Origin of the sequence: Methanobrevibacter smithii ATCC 35061, assembly GCF_000016525.1 — an archaeon.
Classification (GTDB): Archaea; Methanobacteriota; Methanobacteria; order Methanobacteriales; family Methanobacteriaceae; genus Methanocatella; species Methanocatella smithii.
The window spans coordinates 187,201-200,269 of sequence record NC_009515.1 but is presented as its reverse complement, the minus strand read 5'-3'; the positions used below and the strand labels follow the sequence as shown (position 1 = coordinate 200,269).

Below are 13,069 nucleotides of genomic sequence, written 5' to 3'. Positions count from 1 at the left end.
TAATTCACTTTATTGTATTGAAATTTTGTAAATTTAAGGAAAATATACCAATATATTTATATATGGGAAAGTTTAAACTATCTATATAAAAAAATGAGGTGTTTAATTATGGAATTACCAATCGCTCCTGTAGGCAGGATATTAAAAAACGCTGGCGCTCAAAGAGTCAGTGATGACGCAAAAATCGCTTTAACCGAAGCTATCGAAGAATGTGGAAACGAAATCGCTCAAAAAGCTGTTGGATTTGCACGTCACGCAGGTAGAAAAACCGTTAAAGCAGAAGATATTAAATTAGCTATCAAATAGATTTGTTAATTAAGTATCTGTTTTAGATAGTAATTTTTTAATTGCTATCTTCTTTTTTATTATATTGTCTTATTTTTTGTACTTTTTTTCTAATTTCAACTGATTTTAAAAGGGAATACCTATTTTTTTCATCTAAAAACACAAATTGTATACAATATTAATTATTTTTTTTATGATTTTCGTTGGATTAATTTGTTATTCTGTCAAATTTATGGTGGTGTAGATGTACTATCCTTGAAAATAAGAATTTAATTGTTGTTAATTTGAAGTTATGTCTGCAAAAAAATATTCAGCATGGAAATTAGTTAATAATATTAATATTAATTACTAAAATTATATATTGATTGTATGAATGAAGAAGAGTTTTTGTTATTAAAAAGCATTGCATTATCATTAGAAAGAATTGCTGATTCATTAGAAAAAAATGCACATAATGAAGTTGATGATAAAGTTGATGTGGCTGTTGAATCTAGTGATGATACAAATGAAAATGAAAATATGGATTATGGTTGCAGTGTCAAGGAAATTGATGTCAATATACTGATTGATAAACTGCAGGAGAAAAACATTACTGTTAAAACCTATGTTGATTCTATAACAGAAAACACTTCACTTGACAATGTTGCATATTTTATGGGAAACCGGTACAATGACATCAGAAAAGTTTATGAAACTATCAAACGTCATTTAAATAAACCCAATGGATTTCATTTGGATTTAAAGAATGCAACACAAAGCGAAATTTCAGCTTCCTGCCAGCTGTGTACCACTCTTTATGATATAGCATTTTTATCAGAATACAAATACGATAAGTCACCCAGATATTTTATTCATGCAACACCAAACAAAATTCCGATTGCAATTAACTTCCTTACCGGGCACTGGCTGGAGATCTTTATTCGAAAAACAATACAGGATTCCTTAAAGTCATTACCTGCAACTATTGAATATACATATTTAATTAATCCTCAGATTATTCTTCCAAATGGAAATGATTTTGAATTGGATGTTGTTTTTTTAATAAATGGTGAAATATATTGGGTTGAAGGAAAAACAGGAAATTATCAGCATTATATCAACAAGTACTCTCATGTGGCAAATATGTTAAATTTGGATAAAAATCATTCATTTTTGGTTTTAACTGATGTAATTAACCCAAACACTACATATATTTTGAGTAAAACTTTTGACATGACTATAATTCCTGTTGAAGAATTTGAGGAAGAAATAAAATATGTTTTTCATGAAAATTTGATACCTTAACTTTTTTTAGATTTGGAAAGTTTAGGGATATTTTTGTTACTGAAAAATTCATTTAATTTCACTAGCTGAGATTATTTGGGAAAATACTAAAGACAGTTAAAATAAAAAAATCTGTTTCATAAAAAAACACAGGAAAGTGAAAAAAATATTTTTTTCCTGTGTCTGTGAATCAATGGGTGTTTTACACTTATAAATTGTGTTTTTGTATTTTTGACAAATTCAGTTTATGTCGGATTCAGGAAGTTTTAATTCAGATGAATTGATTTTCCCTTTTAATTCTTTGCTTCTTTGTAATATATAATATTCCATTTGATTATTGAATTCGGTTTCATCTTTATAGCTTCTATAAATGATGTATAGTGCATAGATTCCTAAGGTTATAACACTAACAAACCATGTTATAATCATTTTTCCCACTTTTCCGTTCAAACCATAAAATAAACCTGCAATAAATATGCTGGTCCACCAGTATTTTTTTTTGGTTAGTAGTTCTTATATAATTTAATTCATCTACATCTTCGGCATTTGCAATTTTTTCTTTTAACAATGTCAATTCTTCATCGAAAATCATACAATCACATCTGTAGGTATAATTTAATATTTAATCGGTTATATAATTTTGTAAGACATAATGAAGTAAAAAAAAGTCATGTTAATCTGGTGAGATTTTGTGAAAAATAGATAAAAAAAGAAAAGTTTTAAAGTTTATTCGATTGTGATGCATTCATTTGGACATATGTCCACACAGCTTTCACAGTAACTGCATTCGTCAGGTTCATTGACAGTTAATTTTTCATCTTCAAGAATTAAAACTTCCATAGGACAAACATCTGCACAGTCACCGCAATTATCACATTCATTATTGTCTATTATAATATCAGCCATTTTTTAATCTCCAATAAATAAAAACTGGTATGTTAGCATACTCTGTGGCCACAGCATTTTTTAGGGTTGTGTGGGGTATTTGGATCGTGGTGGTCAGGATGTGGCTTTCCACAGGTCAAAGGTCCTCTTCCACGAGCAGAACCGCAGCATCCACCCATTCTTTTGTTGTGGTTTAATATGGAATCAATATCCAAATCATTTACTTCACCAATATATTCAATTGTTTCGCTGTGGCATTTTGGACAGATATGGTGCTCACCATTTAATGTTATCCAATTGAAGCCACATTCTTTACAAACATATTCTAAATTGTCAGCCATTTAAATTATCTCCTTATTGCATATTGCATAATCTTCTTTGTAGTGATGAACCACATTTGGGACATATTTTAGTTCTGCAGGGCACTCCCATAATTTTTGCTTCACTGTAACCGCAATTAGGGCAGCTGCAGGTGTCATCTGATACATTATTTTTATTATTTGCATTTAATTTACGGATATTTTTTGATTTGCAGTCTGGACATTCTCCATATTCTTTTTCTGGGTTTGACCATTGAAAACCACAGTCTTCGCATAAATATTTATTTGGATCAATCATTGTATCACCTTTGACAATAACTATTGGTCGGCCTTCAATTAAAGAAGTAGACAGTTTATGTCTTGCAGAATTTAGAATTCTGTGGAATGTTGATTGTGAAATTCCCATGAACTCTGCAGATTCTGTCTGTTTGATGTTATGGTAATCTTTGAATCTGATAGCTTCAAATTCATCTACAGACAGTTCTATCGGTTTCAGATTTTTATTTAATTCATGTCTGTGACATGTAACTACTCTTCTCATTCTTTTAGGTCTTACCATAATTCTATCCCCAAATGTCTTTAGGTATTATGAATATATATTCATAACTCTATATAAATGTTATCTTATGTCTGTGAAAATTAAATTAAAAATTTTTAAAATCTGAAATTGCAGTATTTGACAGCTTTATGATTAGCTTTTTTCAAAAGTATTAAAAAGTATAACTTACTATTATTAACTTAGTAAACTTATTTTTAGGAAAAAGTATGGAAAACATTTATATGTAATAAAAACATACTTAATACTGTCTAGTTCTCTAGAATTATTTCATTAATTACTAAATTTTTATTTTTAGTTTTGCTAAAAATTATATGAAATTCAGAAGTATTTGTATTGAAAGTTTAATCCCTCTTTTTTTTATTTAATGGGATTATATTTAGTGATATATGAATGTATTCAAGAATTAGTATTATTAAAAACTATAAAATTATTCGCTCATTGAATAATTTGAGTAATTTCTATAGTTAAAATAATATAACTATATATAATTACGAATATTATAATTCAAGGAATTATAATATCTGCCGATGGATGGCATAGCCAGATGAAAAAGGAGGTATATATTATGGCAAAAGCAATTTATGTAAAATTTGATACACCTGAAGAATTAGCTAATCAAGCTGAAGAAGCATTAAAAACCGCACAAGACAGTGGTAAAGTAGCAAAAGGAACTAACGAAGTAACTAAATTTATCGAAAGAGGAGACGCAGCACTTGTTGTTATCGCAGAAGATGTTGATCCTGCTGAAATTGTTGCACACATCCCTGTTCTCGCTGATGAAAAAGAAATTCCTTACATTTACTTACCTACTAAAGAACAAGTTGGTGGAGCTGCAGGTTTAACTGTCGGTACCGCATCCGCTTGTATTGTTGACGCTGGAGATGCTGAAGGCGACGTAGCTGAAATTGTTGAAAAAATCGCAGAATTAAAAGAATAAATCTTCTTTTTGAGGATTAAAAGGTGATTTATATGGAAGAAGCTACTCCTGCTGAAGTCATTAATGTTTTAAAAAGAACTGGTATGACTGGAGAGGTTATGCAAATTAAATGCAGAATCCTCGATGGTAGAGACAAAGGAAGAATTTTAACAAGAAACATTATGGGTCCTGTAAGAGAAGGGGACATTTTAATGTTACTTGATACTATTAGAGAAGCTAAGGAAATTAAAACTCCTTAAGAAGGTGTAAGAACATGAGGACTTGTTCATTCTGTAATAAAGAAATAGAAGAAGGTACCGGAAAAATGTATGTTAAAAAAGACGGTTCTATTTATTTCTTTTGTAGCAGTAAATGTGAAAAAAACATGATTAAACTTGGTAGAGTTCCAAGAAAAGTTAAATGGGTTAAAGAATGATTCAAAAAAGTTTTGTAATGATGAAACCGGACGCAGTTCAAAGACGTCTTATGGGTAAAATATTATCCCGTTTTGAAGAAAAAGGTCTTCAAATCGTTGCTGTAAAGTTAATGCAAATTGATGAAGATTTAGCAAAAACTCATTATGGAGAACATGCAGATAAACCATTTTTCGGTAGTTTAATTGAATACATTACATCTTCCCCATCTCTTGCTATGGTAATTGAAGGAGAAGAAGCTATCAGTACTATCAGAAAATTAGTTGGAGCAACCAATCCTTTAGAAGCAGACCTCGGAACTATTAGAGGAGATTTTGCTATGGACACTGGTAGAAACATTATTCATGCTTCTGACTCTCCAGATTCTGCAGAAAGAGAAATCAATTTATTCTTTAATGAAGATGAAATTTGCGATTACGAAATCGTTGATAACAAATTAATTTACGAATAATTATTATTTAAGATAACATGAAAATCAGATCCCCAATTGTATCAGTTTTAGGACATGTAGACCACGGTAAGACCACTTTATTGGATTATATTAGAGGAAGTACTATTGCAGCTAAGGAAGCTGGAGGTATTACTCAGCATATTGGTGCTACTGAGATTCCTAATGATACCATTGAAAATATCTGTGGAGATTTCATATCCAAATTAGCTATTAAAGATTTAATTCCTGGTTTGTTTTTCATTGATACTCCTGGACATGCCGCATTTACTAGTTTAAGAAAACGTGGTGGTGCATTAGCTGATTTGGCTGTATTGATTTTAGATGTTAATGACGGATTTAAGCCACAGACTTATGAAGCATTAAACATTCTTAAAATGTATAAAACTCCATTTATTGTTGTAGCTAATAAAATCGATAGGCTTTTTGGTTGGGAAGTTCATGAAGGTGCCTCTTTTAGGGAAACATTTTCCAATCAGGCTAAAAGTGTTCAGCAGGATTTGGACAATAAGATTTATGAAATTGTCGGTGAACTTCACAAGGAAGGATTCCAGTCTGAAAGATTTGACAGAGTAAGCAATTTTGCTTCCCAGATTAGTATTATTCCGATTAGTGCTAAAACTGGTGAAGGAGTTATAGAAGTTTTAGCTATGCTTTTAGGGCTTGCTCAAGAATATTTAACTGAACAACTTGAAATCGATGAAAATGCTCCAGCTAAAGGTACAGTTTTAGAAATTAAGGAAGAAACTGGTTTGGGAGTTACTCTTGATGCTATTATTTATGATGGTGTTTTAAGAACCAATGATGAAATAGCTTTAATGTTATCTTCAGAAGATGTATTGGTAACTAAAATTAGATCTATTTTAAGACCTCTTCCTCTTGAGGAAATGAGGGATTCTAAAAAGAAATTTAGAAAATTAGATGAAGTTGTTGCAGCGGCAGGTATTAAAGTAGCTGCACCTCATTTAGATGATGTTGTTTCAGGTTCTCCTCTTAGAGTTTTAAGTGAAGATACTGATGTTGAACAGGAGATTTTAAATGAAATTGACAACATTACTATTGATACAGAAGATGAAGGTATTTTAGTTAAAGCAGATACTATTGGTTCACTGGAAGCTGTTGTTAAGCTATTAAGGGAAATGGATATTCCAATTCGTGCAGCTGATATCGGTGATGTAAATCGTAGGGATATTATTAATTCTTCAATTGCTTATGATGAAAATGAACTTCACGGAGCAATTATTGCTTTTAATGTGGATGTTCATCCAAATTCTGAAGAAGATCTTAATAATTCTGAAGTCAAGCTCTTTTCAGGAGATGTAATTTATCAGATTCTTGAAGAGTATGAGGAATGGGTCAAGCAAAAGCAAGAAGATAAGAAAAAGTCATTTTATGATGCTATAATTAAACCTGCAAAATTTGTTTCACTTCCAAAATTAGTGTTCCGTCAAAGTAAACCTGCTATTATCGGTATTGAATCTTTAAGCGGAACTCTTAAACAAGGTCAACAATTGATTAATAAAGATGGGCATGTTGTTGGTTCAATAGCTAGTATGGAAGATAAGGGTGAAACATTACCTGATATTTCCAGAGGTCAAAGGGTAGCTATGGCTATTAAAGATGCTATAGTTGGAAAAGACTTTGAAGAGGGAGACGAGTTATATGTTGATATTCCTGAAAAACATTACAAATACATTGAAAGGGAATTTAAGGATAAATTGACTGAAGATGAATTTGAAACCTTATATGAGTTTTTGGAAATTAAACGTAAGCAGGATTCTGATTGGGGAAGTTTTGGTCTTTTTGAATAATAATTAATATTTTTTATAAAACAATTTAAAGGAGGAATACCATGGCATTCAAAGTAGTTGTATCTCAAAAAGAGGTAACTCATCAAATTGAAGTTGAAGATGGCAAAGCTCTTAACGGTTTAGTTATTGGAGATGAATTTGATGGTGGAATCGTTGGTTTAGACGGTTACACTTTAAAAGTAACTGGTGGTGCTGATAAAAATGGATTTACCATGAAAAAAGATGTACCAGGTACTAGAAGAATCAAAAGTTTATTAAGTGGTGGTATTGGTTATCATCCTAAATCTGACGGTGTAAAAAGGAGAAAAACCGTAAGAGGAAATACCATTGCTGATGATATCGTACAAGTTAACACTGTTGTTGTTTCAGCTGGAAGTAAAGCTATAGCTGATATTCTTGGTGTTGGCGATGAAGAGGAAGAAGAATAGTTTTACTATTTTTCTTATTTTAACTTTTAAGTTAAATTTAAAATTATAATAAAAAGGTGGTTATCTGTGAACATACAGTCAGATGTAAACATAGGTTTAGTTGGTCATGTGGATCACGGTAAGACTACTCTTACCAAAGCATTATCAGGAATATGGACTGATACTCACAGTGAAGAAACAAAAAGAGGTATTTCAATTCGTTTAGGTTATGCAGACATTGAATTCAGAAAATGTCCAGATTGTGATGAACCTATGTGTTATACTACTTCTAAAACTTGTGAAAACTGTGGAAGCGAGACAGAATTAGTTAGAAAAGTATCATTTGTTGATGCTCCAGGTCACGAAACCTTAATGGCGACTATGTTATCTGGTGCTGCAATAATGGATGGTGCAGTTTTAGTAATTGCTGCAAATGAATATTGCCCACAACCACAAACTAAAGAACACTTAATGGCTCTTGATGTTATTGGTGTTAAAGATGTTATTGTAGTTCAAAATAAAATTGATATTGTTTCAAAAGAAAGAGCTATTGAAAGTTATCATGAAATTAAAGAATTTGTAAAAGGTACTTGTGCAGAAGATGCTCCAATTATACCTGTATCTGCTCAGCAAGGAGCAAATATGGATATTTTAATTGAAGCTATGCTTAAAAGAATCCAACCGCCAGAAAGAAGTTTGGATAAAACTCCTTTAATGCATGTTGCAAGATCTTTTGATATTAACAAACCTGGTTCCGGCGCTGCTAAAATCAAAGGTGGAGTTATTGGCGGAACTTTAGTTCAGGGTACTTTTAAGCTTGGAGACACTATTGAAATAAGGCCGGGAATTACAAATAACAATAAAAGAATAACCTTGAAATCCGAAATTATTGGTCTTGAAGCTAATGGAAAAGACGTTGAAGAAATAGGTCCCGGAGGACTTATTGGTGTAGCTACAAAATTAGACCCTTCATTAACTAAAGCTGATTCATTATCAGGTTCTGTTGCTGGAGCAGTAGATACATTACCTGATGTTTTAGATAGTTTTACAATGGAAGCACATTTACTTGACAGAGTAGTAGGTACAAAAGAAGAACGTGATGTAGCTCCAATTAAACTTAAAGAACCTTTAATGATTAATTGTGGTACTACAACAACTATTGGTGTTGTTACTTCTACTAAGAAAAAGAATATTGAAGTTGCTCTTAAATTGCCTGTTTGTGCCAGTCCCGGAACTAGGGTAGCTTTAAGCCGTAGAGTGGGAGCTCGTTGGAGATTAATTGGTTATGGAATTATTATATAGAGGGAAATAATGGAGTCTAAAGAAGTTGTGATTGATACCAATTTTTTTATGGTTCCTTTTCAATTTAACGTCGATATAATCGATGAACTTGAAAAAGCACTGCCTTCATATAAGTTAACTACTCCGATCTTTGTTATTAATGAATTGAAAGGTTTAAAAAGAAATAATAAAGGTAAAATTAGGCTAAATGCAGATTTAGCTCTAAAGTTAGCTAATTCTTCCAACATTGAAATAAAGGATATTTCATTAGAAAATAATGAAACTGTGGATGATGCGTTACTTAGAGTTTCAGAAGTTTTAGCTACAAACGATATTGAATTAAAAAAACGTGCTAGAAAGAAAGGTATAACAGTAGCATATCTAAGACAGAAAAAGTATATAGCTATTGATGGAAAAATATAAAAATTAGACTTATTAATTTATCATAAAATTAATTATAGGTGATTTAAGTGAATTTATGGAGTGAAATTGAATCAGGTTCTGATATTCCTGATGTTGTAACAGCAGTTATTGAAGTGCCTAAAGGTTCAAGAAATAAATACGAATATGATAAGGAAAGAGAAGCTTTCATGTTAGATAGAGTATTGTACTCTCCTGTTGTTTATCCGGCAGATTACGGTTTTATACCTAAATCTACATATGATGACGGCGACCCTATGGATATTCTTGTTCTTATGGAACAACCTACATTCCCAGGATGTCTTATTGAAGCAAGACCTATTGGAATTATGGGTATGATTGACGGTGGAGACAAAGATTACAAAATCTTAGCTGTACCTGAAGACGATCCACGTTTCAGTGATGTTCAAGACATCAGTGATGTTCCATCTCATTTATTAAAAGAAATTGAACACTTTTTCTCAGTTTATAAAAATCTTGAAGGAAAAGTTGTTGAAACTAAAGGCTGGGAAGGTAAAGAGTCAGCTAAAAAAGAACTTTTAAGATCTTTAGAAATGTATAAAGAAAAATACGAATAGAGGGATTGTTTTGTATTACATGACTAAAATTGAGGATACTGTAAGAATACCACCTTATAGATTTGATGATCCTCTTGAAGAGGTAGCTATTCAAACTTTAAATGATACATATAACGGCCGTTTAGATAAAAAATTAGGTTTACTTATTTGTGTTAATGAAATTGAAGAAATTGGTGAAGGTAGACTCATCATGGGAGATGGAGCTTCTTACCATAATGTTGTGTTTAATGCAATATTCTTCAAACCTGAACAGCAAGAAGTTATTGATGGTGAAGTAATAGAAATAGCTGAATTTGGTGCTTTTGTCAGAATTGGACCTATGGACGGTTTGGTTCATGTTTCCCAAGTCACTGATGATTATATTAATTACGATTCTAAAAGAGGAGCACTCCTTGCAAAAGAATCTAATAAAACTTTAGATGAAGGAGATTTAGTTAGAACAAGAATTGTAGCTATCAGTCTTAAAGATAACTCTACCAAAAATACTAAAATAGGTCTTACCATGAGACAAAATAATTTAGGTAGATTTGAATGGATTGAAGAAGCTAAAAATAAAAATAAGAAGGCTAAATCATGAATGCATGTACAGTTTGTAAATATATTACTAATAAAGAACGTTGTCCAGTCTGCGGTAACCCAACTTCAGATAACTGGAGCGGTCTTTTAATAATTACAAAACCTGAAGAATCTGAGTTAGCTAATGAATTAAATATAGATTTAGCTGGCGAATATTGTTTAAGAGTAAGGTAGAAGGTTTTATTGTGTTACGTTTAGATGCAGAATTAAATAAGGATACTATTTCAAAGCTTAAAAAACCGTTAGGTAAATTATATCCTCACTTTGAAGATGCTATTGAAGAAATTAAATCTTCTGAGTTTTTAATTTCTGTTGGTGATGCAACTTTTAATAATCTTACCAAATATGAATTATATCCTGACATTGGTATAATTGATAATTTAATTCAAAGAAAAAATCATAATCATGAAGTTATCAAGGCAGAAAATATTTTAAAAGCTAAAAACCCTGCAGGGACCATTACAGATGATCTATGGGAAACCATAGGCCAAGCTATGAAGTTATCTGGTGATGGAAATTGTCATGTAATTGAAGTAGACGGGGAAGAAGATCTTGCAGTTCTTCCTTGCATCTTAATGGCTAGTGATGAGACTACTATCTTGTACGGTCAACCAAATGAAGGTTTGGTACTTTTAAAAGTTTGTGATGCTAAAGATTATGCTCAAAATCTTATTGATACCTTTATTAAAGAATAAAAGAGGGTTAATTATGGAAATTGATATTTTTGAAGATAAGGAAAATAAAGTTTTTAACAGAAGAGAAATAAAATTCTATGTTGAATATGAAGGAGAAGCTACTCCAAAAATTACCGATATCAAAAGTAAATTAGTAGCTTTATTAAATTCTAAAAAAGAATCTACTGTTGTAGATAATGTACAACCTCACTACGGTGAACCTAAAGCATTAGGTTATGCTAAAGTTTACGAAACTGTAGAAGATTTAGAATACATTGAAACTAAAAGTGTAATAGCTAAAAATACTGAAGCTTCTGAAGAAGCTGAAGAAGACGAAGAATAAGGTGATTCTAATGGTAAAAAAATCTGATCTTTACAAAGTAGACGGAGATAAAATCGAAAGAAAAAACCCAGTTTGTCCTCGTTGTTCTGACGGTGTATTTATGGCTGATCATGGTAATAGATACGCATGCGGTAAATGTGGATACACTGAAATGAAAAAAGATTAAACAATCTTTTTTTTAACTATTTTTTTTATAAAATTTATTTTTAAGAAGGGAGTCTTGTGAATTTAAGAAGTGGTAGACTTAAAACAGAAATGACTGATGAAGCCGCTGAATATACTTCATCACTTGAATTTGATAAAATTATTTTTGAAGCTGATATTAAAACCAATTTTGCACATACTTTGATGTTAAAAGAAGAAAATATTATTGATGATGAAATAGCAGATAATATTTTAGGTGCTCTTGACCAGTTAAAAGAAGATGGCTATAATGAGCTTGTTTTCGACCCTTCTGTTGAAGATATTCACATGGCTATTGAAAATTATGTTACTGATAAAATAGGTCCAACTGCAGGTTTTATGCATACAGCCAAATCACGTAACGACCAGGTAGCTACTGATGTCAGACTGGTTCTTCGTGATAAAATTACCGAAACCCAAATCGGTATTTTGGAATTTATGGAAGGGCTGGTTGAAAAAGCAGGTGAGCATTTGGAAACTGTTTTTATAGGTTATACTCATCTTCAGCATGCACAGCCAATTACAATAGCTCATCATTTGATGGCTCATGTACAGGCACTTAAAAGAGATTATGAACGTTTGGAAGATACTTATAAACGTGTCAATTTAAATCCTTTAGGTTCAGCAGCTATGACTACAACCAGTTTCCCGATCAACAGACAGTTAACCACTGATTTGCTTGGTTTTGATGCTTATCTTGAAAACTCAATGGATGGTGTTTCTTCAAGGGATTTCATTTCAGAAACAGTTTTTGATTTATCTGCATTATGTACAACATTATCCAAAATCTGTGAAGAACTTATTTTATGGAGTACTTATGAATTCGGTATTATAGAAATGGCTGATGAATATTCATCTACATCATCTATTATGCCTCAAAAGAAAAATCCTGATGTTGCTGAACTTGCAAGAGCAAAATCAACAATTGTCAACGGTGAACTTGTAACTATTTTAACTATTTTAAAAGCAATTCCTTACACCTATAATAGAGACTTGCAGGAAATCACTCCTCACTTATGGAATGCAGTTAAAGTAACTCAAGACACTTTATCAATAGTTACAAAAATGTTGCTTTCTGTTAAATTTAAGGAAGACAGATGTTTGGAGTTAGCCGGAACTAATTTTGCTACAGCTACTGATTTGGCAGATATTATGGTTCGTGAAAAACAGATTCCATTTAGGACAGCTCATAAAATTGTAGGCAGAATAGTCAATGAAGCTACTGCCAGCGGATTAAAAGAAGCAGACATTACATCAGAATATATTGATGATATAGCTTCAGAACTTGGTTTTGAAAAATTAGGTCTTGAAGATGATTTGGTTCAGAAAGCTTTAAATCCTTTAGAAAATGTTAAAATGAGAACTGTTCCGGGTGGTCCTTCTCCTGCTATGGTTGAAATAGCTAGAGACAATATTAAAGAATTTTTAAATGAAGAATTTGAGAAAAAAGGAATTTAATCCTTTTCCAATTCTTCATCTTCATCTGTGTTTTCTTGAGGATGTTTTTGTGATTCAAGATAGGCTTCACGTATTTCCTCAGATAACTCCTCATTACCTTCTATAATCGGACCTGTGTAATCACAGTCATAGCATTCCCAGGTTGACCAGTTTTGAGGAATAATCCATTTTACTTTTTTTGATCCACAACGTGGGCAGATTTTAAATAACATATTCATTAATTTTACC

The 13,069-nt window shown here is 31.6% G+C and carries 21 protein-coding genes and 1 pseudogene; 17 read left to right on the top strand and 5 right to left on the bottom strand.

Annotation, left to right across the window (positions count from 1 at the left end; genetic code table 11):
* Positions 1-108: 108 nt before the first annotated feature.
* Positions 109-306 (top strand): histone family protein, encoded by a 198-nt coding sequence (locus MSM_RS01035; RefSeq protein ID WP_004034256.1) that lies wholly within the window; start codon positions 109-111, stop codon positions 304-306.
* Between the two features lie 348 nt (positions 307-654).
* Entirely contained in the window at positions 655-1,569 is a 915-nt protein-coding gene (locus tag MSM_RS01030; protein ID WP_011953757.1) for a hypothetical protein, read from the top strand.
* 219 nt (positions 1,570-1,788) lie between these two features.
* Here MSM_RS01030 and MSM_RS01025 read toward each other — a convergent pair.
* The 4 genes and pseudogenes from MSM_RS01025 to MSM_RS01010 all read right to left on the bottom strand — a co-directional run bounded on the left by MSM_RS01025 (position 1,789) and on the right by MSM_RS01010 (position 3,312).
* A pseudogene (locus MSM_RS01025) lies at positions 1,789-2,140 on the bottom strand (hypothetical protein).
* 134 nt (positions 2,141-2,274) lie between these two features.
* Positions 2,275-2,454: a 4Fe-4S binding protein gene (locus MSM_RS01020; RefSeq protein WP_011953754.1), complete on the bottom strand. Its 180-nt coding sequence runs from the start codon at positions 2,452-2,454 to the stop codon at positions 2,275-2,277.
* A 32-nt stretch (positions 2,455-2,486) separates the two neighbouring features.
* Complete coding sequence (locus tag MSM_RS01015; protein ID WP_011953753.1) at positions 2,487-2,774, bottom strand: DNA-binding protein; 288 nt, start codon at positions 2,772-2,774, stop codon at positions 2,487-2,489.
* A gap of 13 nt (positions 2,775-2,787) precedes the next feature.
* Complete coding sequence (locus MSM_RS01010) at positions 2,788-3,312, bottom strand: DUF134 domain-containing protein (protein ID WP_004034243.1); 525 nt, start codon at positions 3,310-3,312, stop codon at positions 2,788-2,790.
* A gap of 565 nt (positions 3,313-3,877) precedes the next feature.
* Here MSM_RS01010 and rpl7ae point away from each other — a divergent pair.
* The 15 genes from rpl7ae to argH all read left to right on the top strand — a co-directional run bounded on the left by rpl7ae (position 3,878) and on the right by argH (position 12,841).
* On the top strand, positions 3,878-4,249 hold the full coding sequence (rpl7ae, locus tag MSM_RS01005; RefSeq protein ID WP_011953752.1) for a 50S ribosomal protein L7Ae: 372 nt from the start codon (positions 3,878-3,880) through the stop codon (positions 4,247-4,249).
* 32 nt (positions 4,250-4,281) lie between these two features.
* Entirely contained in the window at positions 4,282-4,488 is a 207-nt protein-coding gene (locus tag MSM_RS01000) for a 30S ribosomal protein S28e (RefSeq protein WP_004034241.1), read from the top strand.
* 14 nt (positions 4,489-4,502) lie between these two features.
* Complete coding sequence (locus tag MSM_RS00995) at positions 4,503-4,664, top strand: 50S ribosomal protein L24e (protein ID WP_004034240.1); 162 nt, start codon at positions 4,503-4,505, stop codon at positions 4,662-4,664.
* A complete protein-coding gene (gene ndk / locus MSM_RS00990) occupies positions 4,661-5,113 on the top strand; it encodes a nucleoside-diphosphate kinase (RefSeq protein WP_004034886.1) in 453 nt (150 codons plus the stop codon). The genes MSM_RS00995 and ndk overlap by 4 nt, the downstream gene beginning before the upstream one ends.
* Positions 5,114-5,130: 17 nt before the next feature.
* Positions 5,131-6,921 (top strand): translation initiation factor IF-2, encoded by a 1,791-nt coding sequence (gene infB / locus MSM_RS00985; RefSeq protein ID WP_011953751.1) that lies wholly within the window; start codon positions 5,131-5,133, stop codon positions 6,919-6,921.
* Positions 6,922-6,962: 41 nt separating this feature from the next.
* On the top strand, positions 6,963-7,349 hold the full coding sequence (locus MSM_RS00980; RefSeq protein WP_004034233.1) for a 30S ribosomal protein S6e: 387 nt from the start codon (positions 6,963-6,965) through the stop codon (positions 7,347-7,349).
* A 66-nt stretch (positions 7,350-7,415) separates the two neighbouring features.
* On the top strand, positions 7,416-8,630 hold the full coding sequence (locus MSM_RS00975; protein ID WP_004034230.1) for a translation initiation factor IF-2 subunit gamma: 1,215 nt from the start codon (positions 7,416-7,418) through the stop codon (positions 8,628-8,630).
* A gap of 9 nt (positions 8,631-8,639) precedes the next feature.
* Entirely contained in the window at positions 8,640-9,032 is a 393-nt protein-coding gene (locus MSM_RS00970; protein ID WP_004034229.1) for a type II toxin-antitoxin system VapC family toxin, read from the top strand.
* A 47-nt stretch (positions 9,033-9,079) separates the two neighbouring features.
* On the top strand, positions 9,080-9,607 hold the full coding sequence (locus MSM_RS00965) for an inorganic diphosphatase (protein ID WP_004034228.1): 528 nt from the start codon (positions 9,080-9,082) through the stop codon (positions 9,605-9,607).
* A 19-nt stretch (positions 9,608-9,626) separates the two neighbouring features.
* Positions 9,627-10,184, top strand: coding sequence for a DNA-directed RNA polymerase (locus MSM_RS00960; protein ID WP_004034225.1), 558 nt, complete (start codon positions 9,627-9,629; stop codon positions 10,182-10,184).
* Positions 10,181-10,357 (top strand): transcription elongation factor subunit Spt4, encoded by a 177-nt coding sequence (spt4, locus tag MSM_RS00955; protein WP_004034223.1) that lies wholly within the window; start codon positions 10,181-10,183, stop codon positions 10,355-10,357. The genes MSM_RS00960 and spt4 overlap by 4 nt, the downstream gene beginning before the upstream one ends.
* An 11-nt stretch (positions 10,358-10,368) precedes the next feature.
* A complete protein-coding gene (locus tag MSM_RS00950) occupies positions 10,369-10,878 on the top strand; it encodes a GTP-dependent dephospho-CoA kinase family protein (protein WP_011953749.1) in 510 nt (169 codons plus the stop codon).
* Between the two features lie 13 nt (positions 10,879-10,891).
* Entirely contained in the window at positions 10,892-11,200 is a 309-nt protein-coding gene (locus tag MSM_RS00945) for a 30S ribosomal protein S24e (protein WP_011953748.1), read from the top strand.
* 10 nt (positions 11,201-11,210) lie between these two features.
* Positions 11,211-11,366, top strand: coding sequence for a 30S ribosomal protein S27ae (locus tag MSM_RS00940; protein WP_004034219.1), 156 nt, complete (start codon positions 11,211-11,213; stop codon positions 11,364-11,366).
* A 56-nt stretch (positions 11,367-11,422) separates the two neighbouring features.
* The gene (gene argH, locus MSM_RS00935; RefSeq protein ID WP_004034217.1) at positions 11,423-12,841 is read left to right on the top strand and encodes an argininosuccinate lyase; all 1,419 of its coding nucleotides are present in this window, start codon (positions 11,423-11,425) and stop codon (positions 12,839-12,841) included.
* Here argH and MSM_RS00930 read toward each other — a convergent pair.
* On the bottom strand, positions 12,838-13,059 hold the full coding sequence (locus MSM_RS00930) for an eL43 family ribosomal protein (RefSeq protein WP_011953746.1): 222 nt from the start codon (positions 13,057-13,059) through the stop codon (positions 12,838-12,840). The two genes, argH and MSM_RS00930, sit on opposite strands and share 4 nt — an antisense overlap.
* Positions 13,060-13,069 lie beyond the last annotated feature (10 nt).

Excerpts from the sequence above, each read along its gene's own strand:
- MSM_RS01035 (WP_004034256.1), top strand. The coding sequence starts at position 109 with ATGGAATTACCAATCGCTCCTGTAGGCAGGATATTAAAAAACGCTGGC.
- MSM_RS01030 (WP_011953757.1), top strand. The coding sequence starts at position 655 with ATGAATGAAGAAGAGTTTTTGTTATTAAAAAGCATTGCATTATCATTA.
- MSM_RS01020 (WP_011953754.1), bottom strand. The coding sequence starts at position 2,454 with ATGGCTGATATTATAATAGACAATAATGAATGTGATAATTGCGGTGAC.
- MSM_RS01015 (WP_011953753.1), bottom strand. The coding sequence starts at position 2,774 with ATGGCTGACAATTTAGAATATGTTTGTAAAGAATGTGGCTTCAATTGG.
- MSM_RS01010 (WP_004034243.1), bottom strand. The coding sequence starts at position 3,312 with ATGGTAAGACCTAAAAGAATGAGAAGAGTAGTTACATGTCACAGACAT.
- rpl7ae (WP_011953752.1), top strand. The coding sequence starts at position 3,878 with ATGGCAAAAGCAATTTATGTAAAATTTGATACACCTGAAGAATTAGCT.
- MSM_RS01000 (WP_004034241.1), top strand. The coding sequence starts at position 4,282 with ATGGAAGAAGCTACTCCTGCTGAAGTCATTAATGTTTTAAAAAGAACT.
- MSM_RS00995 (WP_004034240.1), top strand. The coding sequence starts at position 4,503 with ATGAGGACTTGTTCATTCTGTAATAAAGAAATAGAAGAAGGTACCGGA.
- ndk (WP_004034886.1), top strand. The coding sequence starts at position 4,661 with ATGATTCAAAAAAGTTTTGTAATGATGAAACCGGACGCAGTTCAAAGA.
- infB (WP_011953751.1), top strand. The coding sequence starts at position 5,131 with ATGAAAATCAGATCCCCAATTGTATCAGTTTTAGGACATGTAGACCAC.
- MSM_RS00980 (WP_004034233.1), top strand. The coding sequence starts at position 6,963 with ATGGCATTCAAAGTAGTTGTATCTCAAAAAGAGGTAACTCATCAAATT.
- MSM_RS00970 (WP_004034229.1), top strand. The coding sequence starts at position 8,640 with ATGGAGTCTAAAGAAGTTGTGATTGATACCAATTTTTTTATGGTTCCT.
- MSM_RS00960 (WP_004034225.1), top strand. The coding sequence starts at position 9,627 with ATGACTAAAATTGAGGATACTGTAAGAATACCACCTTATAGATTTGAT.
- spt4 (WP_004034223.1), top strand. The coding sequence starts at position 10,181 with ATGAATGCATGTACAGTTTGTAAATATATTACTAATAAAGAACGTTGT.
- MSM_RS00945 (WP_011953748.1), top strand. The coding sequence starts at position 10,892 with ATGGAAATTGATATTTTTGAAGATAAGGAAAATAAAGTTTTTAACAGA.
- MSM_RS00940 (WP_004034219.1), top strand. The coding sequence starts at position 11,211 with ATGGTAAAAAAATCTGATCTTTACAAAGTAGACGGAGATAAAATCGAA.
- MSM_RS00930 (WP_011953746.1), bottom strand. The coding sequence starts at position 13,059 with ATGAATATGTTATTTAAAATCTGCCCACGTTGTGGATCAAAAAAAGTA.